This is a genomic window from Lentzea sp. NPDC102401 (assembly GCF_044765805.1).
GTDB lineage: Bacteria > Actinomycetota > Actinomycetes > Mycobacteriales > Pseudonocardiaceae > Lentzea > Lentzea sokolovensis.
This window is the reverse complement of sequence record NZ_JBIWKS010000003.1, coordinates 523,673-544,710: the sequence shown is the minus strand read 5'-3', so window position 1 is coordinate 544,710 and position 21,038 is coordinate 523,673. Positions and strand designations below refer to the sequence as shown.

The 21,038-nt window shown below is 67.4% G+C and carries 21 protein-coding genes, 1 tRNA gene and 1 pseudogene; 10 read left to right on the top strand and 13 right to left on the bottom strand.

Annotation, left to right across the window (positions count from 1 at the left end):
- The first annotated feature begins 163 nt into the window (after window positions 1–163).
- Window positions 164–1,144, top strand: coding sequence for a cation diffusion facilitator family transporter (locus tag ACIRG5_RS13295; RefSeq protein WP_402904384.1), 981 nt, complete (start codon window positions 164–166; stop codon window positions 1,142–1,144).
- Here ACIRG5_RS13295 and dcd read toward each other — a convergent pair.
- Complete coding sequence (gene dcd, locus ACIRG5_RS13290; protein ID WP_402904383.1) at window positions 1,141–1,722, bottom strand: dCTP deaminase; 582 nt, start codon at window positions 1,720–1,722, stop codon at window positions 1,141–1,143. The genes ACIRG5_RS13295 and dcd overlap by 4 nt on opposite strands.
- Before the next feature lie 94 nt (window positions 1,723–1,816).
- Here dcd and ACIRG5_RS13285 point away from each other — a divergent pair.
- Both ACIRG5_RS13285 and ACIRG5_RS13280 read left to right on the top strand, forming a co-directional pair.
- A tRNA-Gly gene (locus ACIRG5_RS13285) sits at window positions 1,817–1,890 on the top strand.
- A gap of 75 nt (window positions 1,891–1,965) precedes the next feature.
- Window positions 1,966–2,397, top strand: coding sequence for a PH domain-containing protein (locus ACIRG5_RS13280; RefSeq protein WP_402904381.1), 432 nt, complete (start codon window positions 1,966–1,968; stop codon window positions 2,395–2,397).
- On the opposite strand, the gene ACIRG5_RS13275 is transcribed toward ACIRG5_RS13280, so the two are convergent.
- Entirely contained in the window at window positions 2,394–2,810 is a 417-nt protein-coding gene (locus tag ACIRG5_RS13275; RefSeq protein WP_402904379.1) for a hypothetical protein, read from the bottom strand. The two genes, ACIRG5_RS13280 and ACIRG5_RS13275, sit on opposite strands and share 4 nt — an antisense overlap.
- A 117-nt stretch (window positions 2,811–2,927) precedes the next feature.
- On the opposite strand from ACIRG5_RS13275, the gene ACIRG5_RS13270 reads away from it, so the two are divergent.
- A complete protein-coding gene (locus ACIRG5_RS13270; protein ID WP_402904377.1) occupies window positions 2,928–3,290 on the top strand; it encodes a hypothetical protein in 363 nt (120 codons plus the stop codon).
- Here the strand turns inward: ACIRG5_RS13270 and ACIRG5_RS13265 are convergent.
- Entirely contained in the window at window positions 3,250–4,758 is a 1,509-nt protein-coding gene (locus ACIRG5_RS13265) for a sodium:solute symporter family protein (RefSeq protein WP_402904375.1), read from the bottom strand. The genes ACIRG5_RS13270 and ACIRG5_RS13265 overlap by 41 nt on opposite strands.
- Before the next feature lie 242 nt (window positions 4,759–5,000).
- Between ACIRG5_RS13265 and ACIRG5_RS13260 the strand changes: the two genes are divergently transcribed.
- A complete protein-coding gene (locus tag ACIRG5_RS13260; protein ID WP_402904373.1) occupies window positions 5,001–5,639 on the top strand; it encodes a response regulator transcription factor in 639 nt (212 codons plus the stop codon).
- On the opposite strand, the gene ACIRG5_RS13255 is transcribed toward ACIRG5_RS13260, so the two are convergent.
- Entirely contained in the window at window positions 5,601–6,176 is a 576-nt protein-coding gene (locus ACIRG5_RS13255; protein ID WP_402904371.1) for a TetR/AcrR family transcriptional regulator, read from the bottom strand. The two genes, ACIRG5_RS13260 and ACIRG5_RS13255, sit on opposite strands and share 39 nt — an antisense overlap.
- Before the next feature lie 82 nt (window positions 6,177–6,258).
- On the opposite strand from ACIRG5_RS13255, the gene ACIRG5_RS13250 reads away from it, so the two are divergent.
- Together ACIRG5_RS13250 and ACIRG5_RS13245 are read left to right on the top strand one after the other, a co-directional pair.
- Window positions 6,259–7,293: an FAD-dependent oxidoreductase gene (locus ACIRG5_RS13250; RefSeq protein ID WP_402904370.1), complete on the top strand. Its 1,035-nt coding sequence runs from the start codon at window positions 6,259–6,261 to the stop codon at window positions 7,291–7,293.
- A gap of 151 nt (window positions 7,294–7,444) precedes the next feature.
- On the top strand, window positions 7,445–9,280 hold the full coding sequence (locus ACIRG5_RS13245) for an acyl-CoA dehydrogenase (protein ID WP_402904368.1): 1,836 nt from the start codon (window positions 7,445–7,447) through the stop codon (window positions 9,278–9,280).
- Between the two features lie 71 nt (window positions 9,281–9,351).
- On the opposite strand, the pseudogene ACIRG5_RS13240 reads toward ACIRG5_RS13245, so the two are convergent.
- Window positions 9,352–10,309: pseudogene (locus ACIRG5_RS13240) on the bottom strand (MFS transporter); the annotation flags it as partial.
- A gap of 173 nt (window positions 10,310–10,482) precedes the next feature.
- Here ACIRG5_RS13240 and ACIRG5_RS13235 point away from each other — a divergent pair.
- Window positions 10,483–10,929: a hypothetical protein gene (locus ACIRG5_RS13235; protein ID WP_402904365.1), complete on the top strand. Its 447-nt coding sequence runs from the start codon at window positions 10,483–10,485 to the stop codon at window positions 10,927–10,929.
- On the opposite strand, the gene ACIRG5_RS13230 is transcribed toward ACIRG5_RS13235, so the two are convergent.
- From ACIRG5_RS13230 to ACIRG5_RS13215, 4 genes are all read right to left on the bottom strand, one after another.
- The gene (locus tag ACIRG5_RS13230; protein WP_402904362.1) at window positions 10,919–11,710 is read right to left on the bottom strand and encodes a DUF1206 domain-containing protein; all 792 of its coding nucleotides are present in this window, start codon (window positions 11,708–11,710) and stop codon (window positions 10,919–10,921) included. The two genes, ACIRG5_RS13235 and ACIRG5_RS13230, sit on opposite strands and share 11 nt — an antisense overlap.
- 46 nt (window positions 11,711–11,756) lie before the next feature.
- Window positions 11,757–13,541: a VanW family protein gene (locus ACIRG5_RS13225; RefSeq protein ID WP_402904917.1), complete on the bottom strand. Its 1,785-nt coding sequence runs from the start codon at window positions 13,539–13,541 to the stop codon at window positions 11,757–11,759.
- 282 nt (window positions 13,542–13,823) lie between these two features.
- The gene (locus ACIRG5_RS13220; RefSeq protein ID WP_084401587.1) at window positions 13,824–14,117 is read right to left on the bottom strand and encodes a co-chaperone GroES; all 294 of its coding nucleotides are present in this window, start codon (window positions 14,115–14,117) and stop codon (window positions 13,824–13,826) included.
- Between the two features lie 36 nt (window positions 14,118–14,153).
- Window positions 14,154–15,974, bottom strand: a complete 1,821-nt coding sequence (locus ACIRG5_RS13215) for an NHL domain-containing thioredoxin family protein (RefSeq protein ID WP_402904359.1) — start codon at window positions 15,972–15,974, stop codon at window positions 14,154–14,156.
- Window positions 15,975–16,101: 127 nt separating this feature from the next.
- Here ACIRG5_RS13215 and ACIRG5_RS13210 point away from each other — a divergent pair, with 127 nt between their 5' ends.
- Window positions 16,102–17,271 carry a Shedu anti-phage system protein SduA domain-containing protein gene (locus ACIRG5_RS13210; RefSeq protein WP_402904357.1) on the top strand — a complete coding sequence of 390 codons (1,170 nt, stop codon included), beginning with the start codon at window positions 16,102–16,104 and terminating at the stop codon, window positions 17,269–17,271.
- 64 nt (window positions 17,272–17,335) lie between these two features.
- On the opposite strand, the gene ACIRG5_RS13205 is transcribed toward ACIRG5_RS13210, so the two are convergent.
- The 3 genes from ACIRG5_RS13205 to ACIRG5_RS13195 are packed head-to-tail and all read right to left on the bottom strand — an operon-like array spanning window position 17,336 to window position 19,205.
- Window positions 17,336–17,758: a DUF4259 domain-containing protein gene (locus tag ACIRG5_RS13205; protein WP_402904354.1), complete on the bottom strand. Its 423-nt coding sequence runs from the start codon at window positions 17,756–17,758 to the stop codon at window positions 17,336–17,338.
- 9 nt (window positions 17,759–17,767) lie between these two features.
- Window positions 17,768–18,667 carry a pentapeptide repeat-containing protein gene (locus ACIRG5_RS13200; RefSeq protein WP_402904352.1) on the bottom strand — a complete coding sequence of 300 codons (900 nt, stop codon included), beginning with the start codon at window positions 18,665–18,667 and terminating at the stop codon, window positions 17,768–17,770.
- A 22-nt stretch (window positions 18,668–18,689) separates the two neighbouring features.
- The gene (locus ACIRG5_RS13195) at window positions 18,690–19,205 is read right to left on the bottom strand and encodes a hypothetical protein (RefSeq protein WP_402904349.1); all 516 of its coding nucleotides are present in this window, start codon (window positions 19,203–19,205) and stop codon (window positions 18,690–18,692) included.
- A gap of 107 nt (window positions 19,206–19,312) precedes the next feature.
- On the opposite strand from ACIRG5_RS13195, the gene ACIRG5_RS13190 reads away from it, so the two are divergent.
- Window positions 19,313–20,365 (top strand): NAD(P)-binding domain-containing protein, encoded by a 1,053-nt coding sequence (locus tag ACIRG5_RS13190; protein WP_402904346.1) that lies wholly within the window; start codon window positions 19,313–19,315, stop codon window positions 20,363–20,365.
- Here the strand turns inward: ACIRG5_RS13190 and ACIRG5_RS13185 are convergent.
- Window positions 20,362–21,030: a dienelactone hydrolase family protein gene (locus tag ACIRG5_RS13185; RefSeq protein ID WP_402904343.1), complete on the bottom strand. Its 669-nt coding sequence runs from the start codon at window positions 21,028–21,030 to the stop codon at window positions 20,362–20,364. The genes ACIRG5_RS13190 and ACIRG5_RS13185 overlap by 4 nt on opposite strands.
- Window positions 21,031–21,038: the final 8 nt, after the last annotated feature.

Here is a 21,038-nt window from a genome sequence, read left to right as displayed (position 1 = left end):
CAGTACGAGCAGCGCATTTTTCAGCGGATTTCCCGGACGCTCCCCAGCATCCGGTCGCTATAGAAGTCGTTCGAGAGGCGTCGCCGATTGCCCCCGTGACACAACCGTGATCCCCGCTTGTCGCAGCAGGTGCGCGCCCGGCCGCCGTCCTAAGCTGACCGTCATGAGCGAGAAGCCGCAGGCCTCCGGCGAAAGCACACTCACCGTCGTACTGGCCCTGCTGGTCAATCTGGCGATTGCGATCATGAAGGCCGTTGCGGGCGTTTTGACCGGTTCAGCCGCGATTCTTTCCGAAGCCGCCCACTCGGTGGCCGACACGTTCACCGAAGCACTCCTGCTGACCGCCCTGCGCCGCTCGGACCGACCGGCCGACCGCCGCCACCCGTTCGGCTACGGCAAGGAGCGCTACTTCTGGTCGCTGCTGGCCGCGGTCTCGATCTTCGCCTCCGGCGCGATGTTCGCGTTCTACGAAGGCTTCCGCACGGTCTTCGGCGAGCCGGAAGAGCAGACCCGTCCGCTGGTCGGCTACATCGTGCTGGGCCTGGCGTTCGCGCTCGAGTCCATCTCGTGGACGCAGGCGTTCCGGCAGGTCCGCTCCGAGTCCGCCGCACACGGCCGCGGCTTCTGGGACTTCCTGCGCGTGTCGGACGACCCCACCGTCAAGACCGTCTTCCTGGAGGACTCGGCCGCCCTCATCGGTCTGCTGCTCGCGTTCGCGGGCCTCGGCCTGCACCAGCTGACCGGCTCGTCGCTGTGGGACGGCCTCGCGTCACTGGCGATCGGCGTGCTGCTGGCGTCGGTGGCCTACGTGCTGGCTCGCACCAACCGCGGCCTGCTGATCGGACGGCAGGCGGACCCGGTGATGGTGAAGGCGATCTGGCGCCGGCTCGGCGAAGTGGCCGAGGTGGACGCCGTCGTGGACATCCTGACGATGCTCATCGGCACCGACCGCGTCCTGCTGTGCGCACGGCTGGACTTCGACGACGCCCTGACGGCCCACCAACTGGAAGACGCCTGCGTGCGCATCTCCGCGGAACTGCGCGCGGAGTTCCGCGACCTGGACGAGATCTTCCTGGAGCCGGTCCCGCGCACCGACCCCGAACTGCGCCGCCGCGTGCTGGAGCGTTACGGAGACCTGAGCTAGCGGCGCGTGTCCGTGCGGCTGAAGTTCAGGTAGGCGCGGCTGGGCGTGGGCCCGCGCTGCCCCTGGTACCGGCTGCCGGCCTGCGCCGAGCCGTACGGGTGCTCCGCCGGGCTCGACAGCTTGAACAGGCAGAGCTGCCCGATCTTCATGCCGGGGTGCAGCGTGATCGGCAGGTTCGCGACGTTCGACAGTTCCAGCGTGATGTGGCCGGAGAAGCCGGGGTCGATGAACCCCGCCGTGGAGTGCGTCAGCAGCCCGAGCCGGCCGAGGCTGGACTTGCCTTCGAGCCGCCCCGCCAGATCGTCCGGCAGCGTCACCATCTCGTAGGTCGACCCGAGCACGAACTCGCCGGGGTGCAACACGAACTGCTCATTCTCGGGCGTCTCGACCAGGCTCGTCAGCTCGTCCTGCTGCTGCGAGGGGTCGATGTGGGTGTACTTGGTGTTGTTGAAGACCCGAAAGAACCGGTCCAGCCGCACGTCGATGCTCGACGGCTGAAGCATCTCGACGTCGAACGGGTCGAGAGCGAGACGGCCGGACTCGACCTCTTTGCGCAGATCCTGGTCACTCAGCAGCACCGGGACAGGCTAACCGAGTTGGCGTCGTTGGCGAGCCAGCACCGTGAGACGTCACGTTGCCGCTCTGTGTATGATCGGCTGCGAGCTTGACCCTGCGGGTGTAGTTCATTGGTAGAACGACAGCTTCCCAAGCTGTAGAGGCGGGTTCGATTCCCGTCACCCGCTCCACCACGAAAGCCCTCCAACTGGAGGGCTTTCGTCGTTTCCGGGTCAGCCAGGTCCGCACGGCGCTAACTTCGGCGCATGGGGGTAACCACTTTCCGCAGGCCATCGGCCCGTGTCGCCGTCGTGATCATCGCGGTGGTCGCGTACTTCGTTCTGTCGTTCCGGATCTACGACCTCGTGGACGGGCTGGCCGAGGACCTTCTCGCCGCGTTGCTCTTCGGTCTTCTGGCGGCGATGGTGATCCAGACCTGGCGGCTGGCGGTGATCGTGAGGTCGGACGGGGTGCTCGTGCGCAACTCGTGGCGTGACCAGTTCCTGCGGTGGGACGACATCCAGGGCATCGACCACGAGCAGAGCCGCGTCCAGCGCGTGTCGATCTTGATGACCGACGGCCGGGTTGTGCCGTGCGACGCGATGCGCGGGTGGGCCACCCGTGACGAGCCGCACGCGAAGGCACTCGTGCAGGCGGTCACCGAACGCCTTGCGGCGCGGGAACAACAGGCCGATTAGTCGACCGGCAGGCCCCACGGGCGGCGGTCCAGTTCCGCCCAGCCGCCGCCTCGGGCCAGGGCCGCTCGCACCCCGGCCACGTGGTCGGCGAACGAGGCGAGGTCGCCGTGCAGCAGTTCGGCGCGTTCCACGTCCAGCGGGTGCGTGTCGTCGTGCCACAGTTCGACGGCGAACGAGGCGACGAAGGACATCGACTGCAGCAGCTGCAAAAGCGCCGTGGACGGCCGCATCGACTCGGCGAGGTAGGAGAGGCGGATCTCCTCGCAGACCGCGAGCAGCGAGCGGACCTGGCGGATGGCGTCGGCCGGTGTGCCGTCCCACGACGGGTCCGGCCACACGCGGTCGCTCAGCTCCAGCCAGAGCCGCCAGCCCGTGGCGAGTTCCGCGTCGTCTGCGGGAGACCACTTACCCATGCATCCACTGTGCATGGGTAAAGAGGAAGAGTCTCGTGACGATGACGCACGCCACGGCAACCAACGGGTCACACATACGTCCTGTAGCGCATGACGCGTTCGTGGCAAGGACAGAGCGTGAAGAGTCTCGCTGTCGGGCTCGCCCTGGGTGTGGTCCTCACGGTGCTCGCCCTGCCAGCGCTCCAGTACGAGATCACCGATCACGCCAACCTGATCACACGCGTGTTCGCCTACGGCTTCCTGCTGGTGCCCGTCGCGGTCGGCACGGTGCTGAGGAGCCAGTACCCGGTGACGCAGACGACCGGGCTGGTCGCGGGTGCGACGGTGGTGCTGGCGTCCACGGCGCAGACCTACACCGGCACGCCTATGCCGTACGTGTGGCTCGCGGCGGCGACCCTGTTCGGGTGCGCCGCCGCGAGGATCATGCGGAACGAACGGCTTACGCCTTCACCCTCTCCGGTTCGGGTTCATCGGAGTTGAGCGAGTCGAGCAGGACGTCGCGCTCGGTGTCGGGCTCCTTCTTCAGGAAGCCGATCGCCAGGTAGAGCACGAGCGAGAGCATCAGCGGCCACGACACGAGCACGCCCTTGGTGACCCAGGCGACCTTGTTCATCTGCTCGATGTACAGGAACGCCCACATGCCCAGGCCGCCGACCACCGAGGCGATCGCCGCCGTCGAACCGACCTTGCGGAACCACGGCAGCAGGCCGAGCATCAGCGGGATCGCGATCGGGCCCATCGTGGCGGCGACCAGGTCGACCACCACCTTGAGCACGAAGCCCTGGCCTCCGGAGGCGATCGCGATGATCATGCTGGCGCCGATGAAGGTGAACGTCGTTATCCGGGCCAGCAGCAACTGGTTGTCCGCCGAGAACGTCTTCACCTTCTTCCACAGGTGGGGCAGCATGTCGCGGTTGATGACAGCGGCGATGACGTTCGCGTCCGACGACACCATGGCCATGGTGTGCGAGAAGAAGCCGGCCAGAACCAGGCCGATCATGCCCGCGGGCAGCATCTGCTTGCCCATCTCGATGTACGCGTTCTCCGCCTGCGCTCCTTCGAGGCCCGGCACGATCAGCGGCGCCGCCCACATCGGGAAGAACAGCACGAGCGGCCACACGAGCCACAGCGCGGACGAGAGCAGCGCCGAGCGCTTGGCCGCGAAGCCGGACGGCGCGGCCATGTAGCGCTGCGCCAGGTTCCACATGCCGCCGTTGTACTCCAGCGTCTTGATCAGGAAGAGCGCCATGAGGAACGTCGACGTGTACGGGCCGGCCAGCGGGTCGCTGTGGCTCTCCGGGAGCTTGTCCCAGATCGTCACGGGGAAGTCCCAGCCGAGGGTGCCGGCGACGGCGAACAGCATCGCGAAGCCCGCGGCCGCCTGGATGATGAACTGGCCGAAGTCGGTGAGCGCGTCGGCCCAGAGGCCACCGAGCACGGAGTAGATCATCGTGACCACGCCGATGATGATGATGCCCCAGGTGATCGGGACACCCGCGAAGCCGCGGAGCAGGATCGAGACGGCCGCCCACTTGGCGGCGATGTCGACGACCTTGAGCAACGCACCCGCGTAGGCCATGACCTGCTGGGTGGGCACGTTGTAGCGCTTGGCCAGGTACTCGAGCGGCGACTTGACGTCGTGCTTCGAGCGCAACCTGTTCCACCGGGGCGCGAACAGGAACGCACCGATGCCGACACCGATGCCGATCGTCAATGACCACCACACGTAGACGGTGAGTCCCAGCCGGTACGCCTCAGAGGCGAACGCGACGAACATGACCGCGCTGTAGCCCGACATGTGGTGCGAGATGCCGGACAACCACCACGGCATCTTGCCGCCTGCCGTGAAGAAGTCGGCGATGTTGTGGACCCGCCCACGCGACCAGAGCCCGATCCCGACCATCACGAAGAAATAGCCGACAACCACGACCCAATCGAGGGTGCCCATGTGACCTCCTTGCGTGCACACACGTGTGCCCGCGAGAGCACCAGGCCTCATGGCGGCGGAACCTGGCACATCCGCACGGGATATGTGACGTAGGTCTTACGAGACTGTTGCGGGGGTGCGGAAGACCTTCGGCCGTCTTGAATCACATTCGTGACCCTTGTTCATCCACATGAACCGACTGTTCCGCGTCACACGTCCGAGGGAACTACGTCACTCCTCTGGAAGCACGAACGGAGGTGCTGATGCTCCCGCCCAGCCGGCCTGCCCCCGGCGTCGCGCTGATCGATCCGGTGCCGCTCTACCGCGAAGGCCTGTCCGCCCTGATCAGGAGGACCCCAGGCCTGCGCTGGCTCGGTTCGACCGGCGATCCGCACGCTGCCGTTCGCCTGCACGAACGACTGCGTCCCGACGTGCTGCTCATCGACTCAGTGCTCGACCCGGTCGGCCACGTGGCCCGGCTGCTGGCCGAACGCGACCCGACCCTGTTGATCATCGGACTGGTCCGCGACGCGCACTCGCACGCGAACTACGTGACGACGGCGTTGGAGGCGGGCGTCCGCGGCGTCGTACCGCGATCGGCCCAGCCGGAACAGATCGTCCGAGTGATCGCCGAGACCTTCCGTTCACGCGGGTACGTGCACCCCGACCTGCGACCGAAGGAACGACCGACGCTGACCAAGCGCGAGTACGAGGTGCTCACGCTCATCGCGGACGGCCTGGAGAACCAGCAGGTCGCGAACGAGCTGATCTTGTCCGTGGAGACCGTGCGGACCCACGTGAAGGGCATCCTGCGCAAGCTCAGCGCGCGCGACCGGACGCACGCGGTGTCGCTCGCCTACCGGTCAGGCCTGCTGATCGGCCGCCCAGCCGTGCTCGAGTAACCCGAACACCTCGTCGGCCGCCCGTTCGCGGTCGGGCCGATCGAAGATCACGTCCCGCGCCTCCAGGGCGAACCGGGCCAGTGCCGCGCACCTGACGTCATCCGCAGGCGCGCCGATCTCCTCCGCGATGGCCGCCGCCAGCGCGTGCTGATGCCGCGTCCACATCCGGTGCCCGTACTCGCGCAGCGCCGAGGTGTCGAGCACCAGCCGCTGGAAGACCTCGAACTGCGGGTGGTCGGCGTGCCCTTTCGCCGCCTGCACGAAGTGATCGCGCAACGCCATCGGGATCGACCGGCCCTCGCGGTTGCGCACGGCCGCGACCAGCGCCGACTCCTGCTGCTCGTCCTCGTCGAAGAGCAGCGCCTCCTTGCTGGGGAAGTGCTTGAACAACGTCGTCACCGACACGTCCGCGGTGTCGGCGATCTCCTTCACGCCCACGGCGTCGAACCCGCGCTCGATGAACAGCCTCGTCGCCGCGTCGGAGATCGACTGACGGGTCTGCTGCTTCTTCCGCTCGCGGCGGCCGAGCTCGGTCACCCGCCGATAGTACCGCAAGAGTTGAGCCGGTTCAAAAGTGTAGTGGTTGCACTTTTGCAGTCGATACGCTTTTATTGGAGCCATGACCTCACCACGCATCGCCATCGCAGGGGCCGGCATCGGCGGCCTCACCTGTGCCCGCGTCCTCCAGTTGCACGGCTTCGAGAACGTCACCGTCTTCGAGCGGGAGAGCTCACCGGAGGCCCGTCAGCAGGGCGGCACCATCGACCTGCACGCCGACAGCGGCCAGGAGGCCGTGCGCGCCGCCGGACTGTTCGAGCAGTGGCGCGCGCTCGCCCGCTTCGAGGGCCAGGAGCAGCGCAAGGTCGACCACGCCACGGCCGCGTTGATCGAGCACGAACCGGCGGAGGGCGACTTCCGGCCGGAGATCGACCGCGGCCAGCTCCGCCGGCTCCTGCTCGACTCGCTCACGCCCGGAACCGTCGCGTGGGGTCAGGGCATCGACTCGGCGAAACCGGGCGAGGTCACGTTCCTGGACGGCTCCACGTCCACGTTCGACCTGGTCATCGGGGCGGACGGCGCCTGGTCGCGGGTCCGTCAGGCCTTGTCACCGGCCGTGCCGCTGTACACCGGCGTGATGTTCGTCGAGACGCGCCACGACAACGACGAACGGCTGCTCGACCTCACCGGTCAGGGCACGATGGTCGCCGACGGCGGGGGCCTGATGATCTGGTCGCAGCGCAACAGCGGTGATCACATCCGCGCGTACGCGTGCATGCGCGCGGATGAGGATTGGAAGCCCTCCAACGCCGACCTGATGGAGCTCTACGCGGGCTGGCACCCGTCGCTGCTGGCGTTCCTCGAAGGCGAGCTGATCCACCGCCCGCTGTACTCGCTACCGGCGCCCCACACCTGGGAGCACACGCCCGGTGTGACGCTGCTCGGCGACGCCGCCCATCTGCAGCCTCCGCTGGGCGTCGGGGCGAACCTCGCCATGCAGGACGCGGCCGAACTGGCGCTCGCGATCGCCGCAGACGGTGTCCGAGACGGGGTGCGGGCCTACGAATCTGTCATGGTGCCCCGCTCGGTGAGCTTCGCCGAACGGACGAACCCTGCGTTGCTCGAGATGGTCCCCGAACGCCCGGTACGCGTCTGACCGGCCCTCATGCCCGATTCAGGTCACTCAGAGGACTGTCTACTTCGCCACCAGTGGGTGGTCGGCCTTGCCGGGGTTACTGTCGAGTAATACTCTGTTGTTACCGGTCAGTAGGCGACCCCGCCGCGACCCTGAGGAGTGAGCTGACGAGATGGGCCACTACAAGAGCAACGTCCGGGATCTCGAGTTCAACCTGTTCGAGGTCTTCAACGTGCAGGACCACCTCGGCACGGGGCCGTTCGAGCAGTCCGACGAGGACACGGCGCGCAGCGTGCTGGCCGAGGTGAAGAACCTCGCGGAGGGTGTCCTGGGGGACTCCTTCGTCGACGCCGACCGCAACCCGCCGGTGTTCGACCCGGCGACGCACTCGGCAACCCTGCCGGAGTCGCTGAAGAAGTCGTACCAGGCGGTGTGGGACGGCGAGTGGTACCGCCTGTTCCTGCCGAACGAGCTGGGCGGCTTCGGCACCCCGCCGTCGGTCACGTGGGCCGCGTCCGAGCTGCTGCTCGGCGCGAACCCGGCCGTCTACATGTACCTGGCGGGTCCGAGCTTCGCGACGGTCGTCTACAACAACGGCACCGAGCGCGACAAGCAGTGGGCCCAGCTGATGATCGACCGCGGCTGGGGCGCCACGATGGTGCTGACCGAGCCGGACGCCGGTTCCGACGTCGGCGCCGGCCGCACCAAGGCCTTCAAGCAGGAGGACGGCTCCTGGCACATCGACGGCGTGAAGCGCTTCATCACGTCCGCCGACCAGGACCTGACCGAGAACATCATGCACATGGTGCTCGCGCGTCCCGAGGGCGAAGGCGTCGAGGCGAAGCCGGGCACCAAGGGCCTGTCGCTCTTCCTGGTGCCGAAGTTCCACTTCGACCCGGAGTCCGGTGAGCTGGGCGAGCGCAACGGCGCCTTCGTCACCAACGTCGAGCACAAGATGGGCCTCAAGGCGTCCACCACGTGCGAGCTGACGTTCGGCCAGCACGGCGTGCCCGCCAAGGGTTGGCTGCTGGGCGAGGTGCACGACGGCATCGCGCAGATGTTCGACGTCATCGAGTACGCCCGCATGATGGTCGGCACCAAGGCCATCGCGACGCTGTCGACCGGCTACCTGAACGCGCTGTCCTACGCCAAGGAGCGCGTGCAGAGCGCCGACCTGACGCGCATGACGGACAAGACCGCTCCTCGCGTCACCATCACCAACCACCCGGACGTCCGCCGCAGCCTGATGCTGCAGAAGGCGTACGCCGAGGGCCTGCGCGCCGTGTACCTGTACACCGCGACGCAGCAGGACAAGGTGATGCTCGGCGGCGAGGACGCGAAGCTGGCGGCGAAGGTCAACGACCTGCTGCTGCCGATCGTCAAGGGCGTCGGTTCCGAGCGCGCGTACGAGCAGCTGGCGCAGTCGCTGCAGACCCTGGGCGGTTCGGGCTTCCTGCAGGAGTACCCGATCGAGCAGTACATCCGCGACGCGAAGATCGACTCGTTGTACGAGGGCACCACGGCCATCCAGTCGCTGGACTTCTTCTTCCGGAAGATCATCCGTGACCAGGGCCAGGCTCTCGCGTTCATCAACGGCGAGATCCAGAAGTTCCTCGACAACGAGGGCGGCAACGGTCGCCTGAAGGAGGAGCGGGCGCTGCTCAAGCAGGGTCTCGAAGACCTGCAGGGCATGCTCGGCGCGCTGGTCGGGTTCCTGACCACCTCGCAGGAGGACGTCCGCAACCTCTACAAGGTCGGCCAGAACTCGGTCCGCCTGCTGATGACCGCGGGCGACGTCCTCGTCGGCTGGCTGCTGCTGCGCCAGGCCGAGGTCGCGCTGGAGAAGCTCGGTGGCACGCCGTCCGCCAAGGACAAGGCGTTCTACGAGGGCAAGATCGCGGTGGCGTCGTTCTTCGCGAAGACCGTGCTGCCGGAGCTCACCTCGCGCCGCAAGATCGCCGAGCAGACCGACAACGCACTGATGGACATCGACGAGAGCGCTTTCTAAGCACCTCGAAGACGACGGGTCCGCGCATCCCCTGCCCGGGGTGCGGGGACCCGTTTTTCATTGCCTCACAACAGAATCGGACCGATGGCGGCGCCGACGTTGAACGCCGCGGTCGCGTAGGAATCGGCCATCGTGGGCGCACCCGTCGCATGGTGCAGCACGCGAGCGATCAACGTGCTGCCGACCGCGAACGACAGCACGCCGAGCACGAAGACCAGTGCCGGCAACACGATCGACTCCCTGCCGAGCACGTCCAGACTCACCCAGCCGGCGAGCGTCAACGGCCCGCAGAACGCCACGACAGGCCGTGGCGAGGTGTCGGCGAACCTGCCACCGATCGCGACGCCGAGGAAAGAACCGACGCCGAACAGCACCAGCGCGACCGGCACCCACCACTCGCTCAGCCCGGCGACGTCCGTCACCACCAGGTGGCTTCGGGAGTTCGGTGAGTTCCGGGCGCAACGCGGGCGGCACGACACGCTCCCGGTGCGCCGGAATCCCTTGCAGTACACCGATAGCGGCGGGTACGCAGAGCACAGCGACCGCGAGGAACGTGGCACGCCAGCCGAGTGAGGTGCCGAGCAACGACCCTCCCGGCACACCGGCGACGGTGGCCACCGTCGTGCCGGACAGCAGCACGGCGAGCGCCCGTCCCCGTCGTCGCGGCGGTACGAGCGCGGCGCCCGTTGTCAGTGCCACGGCGAGAAACCCGGCATTCGCGAGTGCGGCGAGCACCCTGGACATCAGCAACACCGCGAAACTCGTCGTGACGGCACCGGCCACGTGCGCGACCAGGAACACGACGACGAACCCGAACAGGCTCAGGCGCGGGGACCAGGTGCGGGCGAGCACCGCCATCAGCGGCGCGCCGACGGCCATGCCCGCGGCGAACGCGGAGGTGAGCAGTCCGGCGGTGCCGACGGACACGTCGAAGTCGACGGCGATGGCAGGCAAGAGCCCGGAGAGCATGAACTCTGAGGTGCCCATGGCGAACACGGCCAGGGCAAGCAGGTACAGCGAAAGAGGCACGGAGGAGCTCCGAGGAATGAAGGGGGTTTCCGGGGCTGACGGCTACACCGCAGACCCGGCCCTGGATGCCTCAGGACTCGACATGACCGGCACGCCAGCGCGATCACCTCACCAGACGCAGCTTGATTTCGTTGTCAGTTGACAGTCCCTCGTTCGGAATCAAAGATTGGCCGGTGTTCCTGTACCTGCTGATGGTGTGCGCGATCGCCGGCCTCGTGGCGCTCGCGACGGTCGTCCTGCGACGCCTGAAGAACCGGCAGGTGCGCCAGGACGAGCTGTGGTTCGGGTACCGGCGGCACATGAACGAGCTGCGCGACGCGTCGCCGGGAGCAGAACTGGCGAGCGTCGCGCAGGTGTACCAACGAGCGGGGAGCGGCACCAAGGCCGTGATCGCGTGGCAGCGGACCGGCGTCGAGCAGGACTCCTGGTTCGAGGGGATGAACCCGGATCCTGGTGATCTCCTGCTGCTGCGGGGAAGTCCCGGCTGGGGACCGGACAACGCCAGCCCGAACGTCTTCTACGTGGCGGCGGGGCAGGTCCTGGCGTCGATGACGGTGGAGGCGCAGGCGGCCGCGGCCCGGCACGAGCACGGGCTCGCGGCCTCCGACGTCACTCCTTGAGGGCGCGCGCCGCCGCGAAGCAGTACACGCCGAACGCGGCGATGCCGATCGCCACCGCGGACAGCAGGAACACGCCGTAAGGCTGTGCCGCCAACGTCTTCAGCGCCTTGTCCATGCCGCCGGACTGCTGGGGGTCCGCGTTGATGGCGGCGAGTCCGACGAGGACACCGATCACGCCGTACGCGGCGCCCTTGCCGATCCAGCCGATCCTGCCGACCGGCTCGATCCACTTCGGGGCCTTGCCCATGTCGAGGTCCTTCTCGAAGGACTTCTTGACACCCTTGTAGACGATCACGCCGGCGATCGAGAGGATGCCGATCGCCACGGCACCGACGATGAACTGACCACCGGGCCAGGAGAGCACCTGAGCCGTGAGTTCTTGCTGCTGCTGGTTCTGGTCGCCGCCGCTACCGGAGCCCGTCGCGTACTTGAAGGCAGCCAGGGCGATACCGGTCGCCGTGACGGCGCGGGCAGCGGAGCCGATGCGCTTGGAGATGCGCTTCCGCTTCTTGCCGATGTAGGTGTACCCGACGAAGGCGAGAAGCAGCTGCCACAGCGCGAAGCACACGAGTCCGATGCCGAGCGTCCACAGCAACCACGCGCCGCCCTGAGCGATGTCGCTCACCGCGCCTTTCGAGTCGGCCTGTTCGGAGTCACCGAACGCGACCTGGATCGCAAGCCACGCCACCAGGACGTGCACGACCCCGTACAGCACCATTCCCGCCCGCCCGAGCGTCTGGACGACGGGGTGTCTTCGCGCCTCTTGCGCAACAGTGGCCACGAAGGAGTGAATACCCCCGCGTGGCCACCGTGAACCTGAAACTTGCTCAGCCGCCGGGCGGCGGCTCACAGATGATCTTGAACTGCGGGTCGTAGCGGACCGTGCGCGACTCGTTGCGCGACTGGCCGGTGCGGCGGTCCGTGATCGTGCGGGTGTCCGTCACCGAGAAGCCGGGGGCGCCGTTGCTCGGCGCGCAGCCGGCCTTGCTGACCTTCTTCTCCTGCGGCTGGGTGGGGTTGAAGTCGCCACTGGTGGAACCGGTGACGTCGTAGTTCTTGGTACCCCAGAGCACGATCTTGATCGAGGAGCCCGTCCAGATCGTCTGGATGGCGACGCCCGTGTCGTCCGGGTTCGTGAACGCGACGTCGATCAGGCTGTTGCCCGCGGTGTCCATGAACACGGTGGCCTCGCGGCCCTTCGGGTACCGCGTGATCCAGTAGCTGTGCTCCTTGTGACCCGCGTCCTTCATGCCCGCGTAGTAGTACGCGTTGTAGAGCGTGGTCGCGAACTGCGAGATGCCGCCACCGACCGCCATACCGGGGATGCCGTTCTCGATGATGCCCGCCTCGACGTAGCCCTGCGCGGTGCCGCGGGGGCCGGTGTACTTGTTGAGGCTGAACGTCTCCTTGGGCTTCACGATCGCGCCGTTCACCTTCTCGGCGACCACCCGGATGTTCACGCCGGAGGCGGCAGCGAAGCCACCGGTCTGGAACTCGCCGATGACCTCCTTGATGCCCATCTTGTTCGCCTGCTCGGTGGTGACCTTCGCGGGCGTGTGCTTGTACTCGAACTTGACCTCGCGCGCGTCCGTCTTCTTCAGCGTGTCGAAGTAGGGCTGCAGGTTCTTGTCCCAGTCGAGGTCGAGGCCGTCCACCGACGGCTTGACCGTCGGCTTGCCGCCCTCGAAGACGATCTCGGCGTCCTTGCCCTCCTTGACCGTGTCCTTGAGCTGCGGCGCGATCACCTCGGCGAGCTTGTCCTTGTTGGGCGTGACGTTCAGCGCGCCGCCGTCACCGGGAGCGAAGGCCAGCGTGGCGCCGATCTGCTCCGGCGAGAGCGTCGCGTCCTTGCCCTCGCCCTTGATGACGACAGGGCCGGAGACCGCGGTCTTGACGACGTCGTTGAGCGCCTTCTCGACGCCCTCCTTGGTCGTCTTGACCGGGGTGAAGTCCATCGGGACCTCGACCGGGTTCCCGGACGCCCAGTTCGAGACCACCGCGCCGGCCGCGTCCTCGGCCTTGAGCTTCTGGCCGTCGTGCGGGTCGACGGCGACGGGCTTGGCGCCCTCGAACTTGATGGTGCCCTCGATCGGATCGTGGTCGAGCTTGGGACGCAGAGCCTCGAGCGCGCCGGAGACCTTCGCGTCGTCCGCCTTCGTCGCGACACCGACCTCGCGGCTGGTGAAGAACGAGGTGACGCGCGTGATCGGGCTGAGCGGCTGGCTGCCCGCACGGTCGATCGTGCCGTTCCAGTCGAGCTCCAGACCCGCGTTCTTCGGGTCGAGCTCGGCGGTGACGTCGCCGGCCTTGAGCGCGACGGGCTTGTCGAGGCGCGGGCCGATCTCGTCGCGCAGCTTCTTCTCGGCGTCGGCGTGGCTCATGCCGCCGACGTCGACGCCCGCCACCGTCACGCCGCGCGGCACGTTGCCACTGGAGACGAGGATGTCGAGGCCGTAGAGCAGGCCGAAGGCGCCGACCACGGCCGCGGCCACGATGACCGCCCGCTTCCGGTTGAACTTCGGCTGGGCCTCGTCCTCACCGGGCTCGATCATCACCGGCCCGTAGACACCGGAGTCCTCAGGCCGCGGTTCCGGCGGCAGCACCGGCTTCATGTACTCGGTGGCGTCCTCGCTGGCCGGGAACCCGACACCGGGCACGGCAGCGGTGACGGTCGGCTCGCTCGGGTCCGGCTCCTCGGACGGCCAGGCCTCGGTCGAGGCGTCCACCCGGACCGGGGTGATCTTGGTCGTCTGCTCGGAGGAGGTGCCGCCGGGACCCACCGGAGGCATCGCTCTCGTCTTGTCAGCGTCGTACGGCACAGCTCTCCCCGTCGCCCTGTCTCTCCTGAGGTGGCAAATGTGTGCAGCTATCAGGCGTCGATCACAACCGGCGGCTCATAGATACAGACCAGTACCGTGCTCGGTGAGCTCCGTCGCAACCGCGTGCAGATCGCGTTCCCTCATCACGAGATACGTGGTGCCGTGCACCTCGACCTCAAGCTGATCTTCCGGGTTGAACATCACCCGGTCGCCGACCTTCACGTGGCGCACGCTGGTACCGACTCCGAACACATCACCCCACGCCAACCGCTTCGCCATCTGGGCCGTAGCGGGGATCACGATGCCTCCGCTGGAACGCCGCTCGCCGTCCTCCGGCGAGATGCGGACCATGACGCGGTCGTACAGCATCTGGATCTCGAGCTTGACATCAGGCACCCGCAGAGTCTACGTGGCTTGCGAACCCTCCTCGTCCATGCCGCCCATGAGCAACGGCAACCTGGTAGGTGCATCGGCAACAACTCGAACCGGCACCCCCCAGTCCTGCCTGGTCAGGCGACAGACCGGGTGTTCGTCGGCAGGATCGTCACTGCAACTGGCGGCCTGCGCTACGACGTGCAAAACGCCGTTCGTGACCTGATCGTTGATCCGCAACGCGCGTACCAGTTCCGTGCCGACACCCGCGCCTTCCAGGATCAGCTCCGGCGGTGAGCTGGTGATCTCCAGACGGGTGGACGGTCCGTACCTTTCGTCCAGTTTCGTCCCAGTCGGCGGGGTGAAGACGACCGCGAGCTCGAACGCGCCCGGCCCGATGTCGGTCGACGGACGCTTCACCTCGTGGGCCGCGCCGTCGATCTTCGTCGCGGCCGCCGCGAACCGTTCGAGCCGATGCGCCGCACTCGCGACGACCACGAGCTCGTCGTCGATGATCAGCGCGTCAGACGGCTCGGCGATGTCCGTGGCGATGGTGGTGAGGGTGTTCGTCTCGGGGTCGAAGCGCCTGATGGCGTTGTTGTAGGTGTCGCTGATGGCGACCGAGTGGTCTTTCAGGACCGTGACGCCCAGCGGGTGCTGCAGGAGGGCCTCGTCCGCGGCGCCGTCCTTGTGGCCGAACGCGAACAGCCCCTTGCCGATGACCGTGTGCACCTCGCCGTTCTCGAGATAGCGCAGCGAACTCGTCTCGGAGTCGACCATCCACAACCGATCGCCGTCCGCCGCGAGCCCGGACGTCTGCGCGAAGAAAGCTTGGTTCGCCGCGCCGTCGTTGATGCCCTCGACGGTGGTGCCGGCCAGTCTTTCGACGGTGTTCCGGGCGGGGTCGAAGAAGCTCAGCGTGTGGTTGCCGGCCATGGCGATGGCGACGCCACCGTTCCACCAGGCGACGTCCCACGGGCTGGTCAGCTCGATCTTGTCGGCGGGCCCGTCCGTCTCGCCGTCACGCCACTGCTCGCCGGTGCCCGCGAGGGTCGTGACCTCGCCGGTTTCGAGGTTGAGGCCGCGGAGGAGGTGGTTGACCGTGTCCGCGATGACGACGTCGTAGCCGTGGGTGTTGGGGACTTCGGTGAGACCCGCGGGCTCGGAGAAGGTGGGCGAGGTGCCGTCCTGGCGGCCGCGTTCGCCGGTACCGATGCGGCGGATGACGGTCTCGCCGTCCGCTTCGAGCTCCACGATGCTGTGGTGAGCGGAGTCGCTGACGAGGATCGTGTTGCGCGGCGTGACGATGGCCTTCGCCGGGAACCGCAGCGTGGTGTTCGCCGGCTCCGGCGCCTGGTACGGCCCTTCGCCGCGGTCCAGCGTGCCCTTCTCGTCGTGTTCGTCGATCAGCTCTTTGATGATGGTTCTGAGAGCCTCAACGTGCCCCTCACCAGCGGCAACGTGCACCACGTAGCCCTCGGGGTCGACCAGCGTGAGCGTCGGCCACGCCTTGACGGCGTAGTGCTGCCAGGTCGTGAGCTCCGGGTCGTCCAGGACCGGGTGGTGCACCTCGTACCGCTCGACGGCGGCCTTGAGCGCCTCGGGGTCGGCCTCGTGGACGAACTTCGGCGAGTGCACGCCGATGGTGACGAGGACGTCCTCGAACTCCTTCTCGAGGGGCCGCAGCTCGTCCAGGACGTGCAGGCAGTTGATGCAGCAGAAGGTCCAGAAGTCGAGCAGCACGATCTTGCCGCGCAGGTCCTTGAGGCTGATCTGCTCGCCGCCGGTGTTCAGCCAGCCCCGTCCTACCAGTTCAGGGGCACGGACACGGGCACGGCGCTTCACAGTCGTCACGGCCGTATCCAACACTGTGGACGGTTGGGGTGTTCCGACGTCCAGGATGTGGACGCGTCCGGAGCCGCGCGGACCGCCCATTCGATCGGCGGACAGATGCTTTGCCGTTGCACCAAGATCACCGCCTATGGCGCTCAGGTCCGACTACACGCTCAAGTCTCTACTCCTGTCCCTGCACGAACTGGCTTCCCCTGAAGTTGCACAGCACTTCATGGACGCGCTCGACCTGATGGGCGCGCAAAGCCCCTACAAGGGCGGGAAGCCCTTGGTCGAACTGCTGGAGTTCATCCAGCGAGAAGCACATCGGGCCGGGGACTCGGCGAGTCAGGAAGGTGCCCAGGACGCCATTGCCTACATGACCGGCGTACTGCTGGAAACCGACCTGAACGTCAAGCACGACCTCTACAACAACTCCGGACAGTTGACGGATGTCCAAAACCTTCAAACCACAGTGAGCGGCTTGAGGGCGTTCATCAAACATGAGATCGACCATCTGCTCGCCGAGGACCCGAGCGCCACCGCGGCCGACATTGCCGCCTACTACGAACGTGAAGGCCGTCGCGCTCTGCGGTTCGTGCGAGCCAGGAGAGCCGGACACTACGGCGCGTTCCGAGTCAGGTCGGATATCGGGGCCTGGCTGACCGACGTCTTGGTCGACCGGGTCGAGTTCCGCGCGGAAGAGGACATCGACCCCCAGGTCGACGCACTGTTGGCAACACCCGACGCCGATCTTCTGGTCGCGGCGGCCCAACTCCGAATCAGGCGCGGACAACTGGACGAGTTGGAGACGGCGATCGAGAACCCGTTCACCAAGGAAAGCGGGTTGCAGCGATTGGTGGAGCGCGCGTCCTGGCTGTTCGGAGGCGGATACGTCGGCCTCTCGGGAGTCAGGCGCCTGACTCCCGGTTCAGAGGTCGACTTGGCGCTGCTGCGACCGGATGGAGTGCTGCACGTCGTCGAACTGAAAAAGGCGAACACCCGGTCCGTGAAACTCCACCGAGGTGTCCCGATCACCTCCGACGACGTCAACCGCGCCACCGCACAGGTCGCGAACTATCTCCGGGCGTTCGACGAGCACCGGGCGGAGATTCTGGAACGCCACGGCATCGATGCGAGGAGAGCGAGTGGCACCGTGGTCATCGGGCACCCGATGTACGACGTCGACTTCACCGAGCAGCAGGTCAACGAGGTGCTGCGAAGTTACAACACCGACCGCTCCCGGATCGAAGTCGTCACTTACAAGCAGTTGATCGACCGAGCTCGCCGTGCGCTGGACATCGGCGTACCGAGCCGCTGAACCGGTACGCGACGTCGTCACGGCCATGTCCAGCTCCATAGACAGTTGAGTTTTCCGCCGTCCATCAGGTGAGAAGGACGGCTTTGAGGTCGGCGACGCTCTGCCGCCACTGCGGGCCGTGCTCGGTGTCGTCCCACAGCTCCGGGAGCTCCGAATCCGCTGCCAGGATGCGGTCCAGGGCTTGAACGGCGAGGGGTCGCAGGTCAGGTGAGAAGACCGGCAGCGGCTCGTCGGGGCCGTATGCCGTGGTGATAGGCGTTCCGCCAGGACACTGCGCGGCGATCAGCGCGGCCGAGGCCAGGGCCTCGCACGCCTCATGGCTGTCGAGGTACTCGCCGGCTTCGATCGTGCGGGTCAGCGTGGTGCGGATGATGTTCTCGCGCTCGGCCTCCGGTGCCTCGTCGAGCGAGCCGGAGAAGTCCGCAGCGATGTCGTTGTCGAAATGACCGATGTCCCAGGTGCCCATGGCGGCGATCTTGGCAGCCACCCCTGACAATCACGGGAGCTTCAGGCCCGGCTTCTCGCCGTCGTCGAACACCGGCGCCGTCGTGATCACCGCTTCCGACAGGTCCACCTCACCGCCGGCGAACCGGGCTCCGCGAAACGACACCTCGCCGCTGTTGAACTCCGCGCCCTCGAACTTCACGCGGCCGCCGGTGAACTGGGCCCCGTGGAACGTGACGCGCGCTCCGGCGAAGGTCGCGCCGCCGAACCACACCTCGCCGCCACTCACCTTCATGCCGTCGAACGACACCCAGCCGCCGGGGAAGCGCGCCAGGCTGAGCACCAGGTTCCCGCCGGTCATGTGGATTCCGGCGAAGTCCGCGGCGCGCAGGACCGCCCTGGTGAGGTGGAAGTCGTGGCCCTGCCAGCTCGTCGGGGCATCGTCGCGGAGGTGGGCGGCGATGACGCTGGTGATCGAGAGGCGGACCTCGGTCTCCTCGTCGTGGTCCCATTCGGAGTCCAGCGACGGCTCGTACGGGATGCGGAGGTACGCGCACAGGACGTCGATGCACGTCTGACGTTGCGCGGTCCACTCGTCGGCCAGCGATGCCATGGCGTAGAGGCCTGCGAGGCGGACTGCGGGCTTGTCGTGGCCGATCTGGTTGCAGGCGGTGGCGAAGCGTTCGTTGAGGACCTTGGCGTGTTCGCGCTTCTCTGCGGATTCGCCCACGCGTTGCTTGCGGTAGGCCACTACCAGCGCGACCACGCCGCCCACGCCGGCGACCACCGACAGTGCGATCTTGATGATGTCGACTCGGGTGTTCACCGCGGTCGGCATGCTCAGCGCCAGCCACAGGAGGGTGGCGGCCACCGCGAAGACCACCAGGCCGATCAGCACCACCGTGCCGATGTGCGTCCGGATCGACCAGAGTTCGCGATCAGCCTTCGCCACGGCGCGAGCGTAGTGGCGAGGGTCAGGTGCCGGCGTCGTAACGGAAGATCACGTTGGGCGCCACGTCCTCCCAGTGGACGACGACGCTGGTCTGCCCGGCCTTGGTGTGCCGCATCGTCAGGGTGAGCGGGGACCAGGTGCCGCCTGCGGCGGTGGTGCCGGTGGCGGTGCAGGCGATGTCGCGGCCGCCCTCGCACGTCCATCCTTCGCCGCCGACGGTCAGGTCGCCCTCGCCGTCCATGTCCTCGACGACGAACCTGATCCGGGCGTCCGACTGCGGTGTGCTGCCGGTGTTGCGGGCTGTCAGGGTGAAGTCGATGGGCTGCACGCGGTAGACGAACCCCATCTGCTCCGGGGAGTTCTGCCACTCGCGGACGCCGCTGACCTCCGTCGTGATCTCGAACGGTTCCTGCCTGGGCGGCGTCGGCGGCATGGGGGACTCGCTCGTGGGCTCGGAGGACGGAGTGGGCTCAGGCGCGGCCTGGGAGGCGCAGGCGGCCAGCAGCAACATCAGTGCCGGCACCGCGATGAACCTCATCGGCTCAGCCTATCCGCGCGGCAGGTGTCCGGCAGGCGGGAAGGTTGGCCAGAACTCGCCGGTAGCGGTCATCATGGAGGCAGACCGCCCGTCTGAACCTTTTCGCCGTGCTCGGCGTAGAGGACGCCGGGAGGTGCGTGATGGTGGAGTACCTGGTGATCGGTGCGGGTCCGGCGGGCTTGCAGATGGGGCGCTTTCTGCACCGTGCAGGCCGCGACTACCTGATCGTCGAGGCGGGGCCGGAGCCGGCGAGCTTCTTCCGGACGTTCCCGCGGCATCGAGTTCTCTCGACGGACGACAACTCTCTGTTCGAGGGCGTGCCGTTCGCGCGCTACAGCAAGCGATCCTTCCCCAACGCGGACGACCTGGTGCGGTACCTGGAGGACTTCGCACGGCCGTTGAACGTCCGCTACAACACGCCGGTCAGCGATCTCAGCCAGTACAACGCGCGGCACGTCATCGTCGCCACCGGCAAGAAGCCCTATCTGCCCAGTGTTCCCGGCGTCGAGCACGCGGAGACGTACGCGACGGCCAGCACCGATCCGACCGAGTACGCGGGGAAACGGGTGCTGATCATCGGACGTGGGCACAGCGCGTTCGAGACGGCGGACAACATCGCGTCGACAGCACGGGTCACGCACACCGTCGGGCGGACGGTGCAGCGGGTCGTCAAGGAGGGCAACGAGTTCGTCGCGACGATCGACGGCACCGGCGAGCTGCGGTACGACAGGGTGATCGTGTGCACCGGGTTCCGCAGGGACACGACGCTGGACGCGCCCGAGGTGCACGTGCTCACCGGCGACTCGATCAAGGCGATCCGGCACGCGGCCAGGGCGTTGCACCGGACGCTGGAGGCCGAACACCACGGGGTGCCGTGGCCGCATCGCCGGTTGCGCAACCGGCCGGACGCGCTCGCCGCCACCATCGCGACACGCGCCAGCGAGATTCCGGACGGTCTGGCGGATGTCGTTGTGACGCAAGGACAGCACGCGTTGCTCTACGACGAGATGCCGACGGCCGAACGCAACGGGTTCGTCGTCACGAGCACGCAGGTGAGGCACTACCGGCGCAACGAGCTGATCGCGGTCGAGCGCCGGTTGCACCGCAAGCCGCTGGAGAGGTACTTCTCGCAGCAGCTCGCGGTGCCGTGCATCGCCTAGGCGGGAAGCGTGCGCGCGAGGAACTTCACGGACTGGTCCCAGGCGCGGTCGGCCGCGTCCTTGTCGTACCAGGGGCCGAGGTGGTTGAGGAACGCGTGGCCCGCGGCCTCCAGATGGATCTCGGCGCCCTCGTGCGACGGCACCGCGTCCGCGACCTTCTGGTAGCCGGTGATGAACGCGTCCTCGGTGCCGAAGATGAACTGGATCGGGCACGACACCTGGTCCAGCGTGCCGATCTGGTCCGGCACGCCCGAGCCGTAGAACGACACTGCGGTGTCCGGGCCGTCGGCGACGGCCGCCGAGTAGGCCAGGGTGCCGCCGAGGCAGAAGCCGAACACGCCGACGCCGCCGGTGACCTCGGGCAGCCCGCGCAGGTACTCGACCGACGCGACGACGTCCTGCACGGCGAGCGGGAAGTCGAGGTTGCCGACGACCTCCATCGACTTCGCGATGCCGGCCTCGTCGTGCTCGCCCACCCAGCCCGGCTGGAAGCGGTGGAACAACTCGGGCACGGCCACGACGTAGCCGAGCGCGGCGAGCTTCTCGGCAACACCGCGCAGGTACCCGTCCAGGCCGAAGATCTCCTGGATCAGCACGATGCCGGGGCCGGAACCGGACTCCGGGAGCCAAACCGGCAACGGCATGTCGTCAACTCGATGGGTCATGCTTCGAT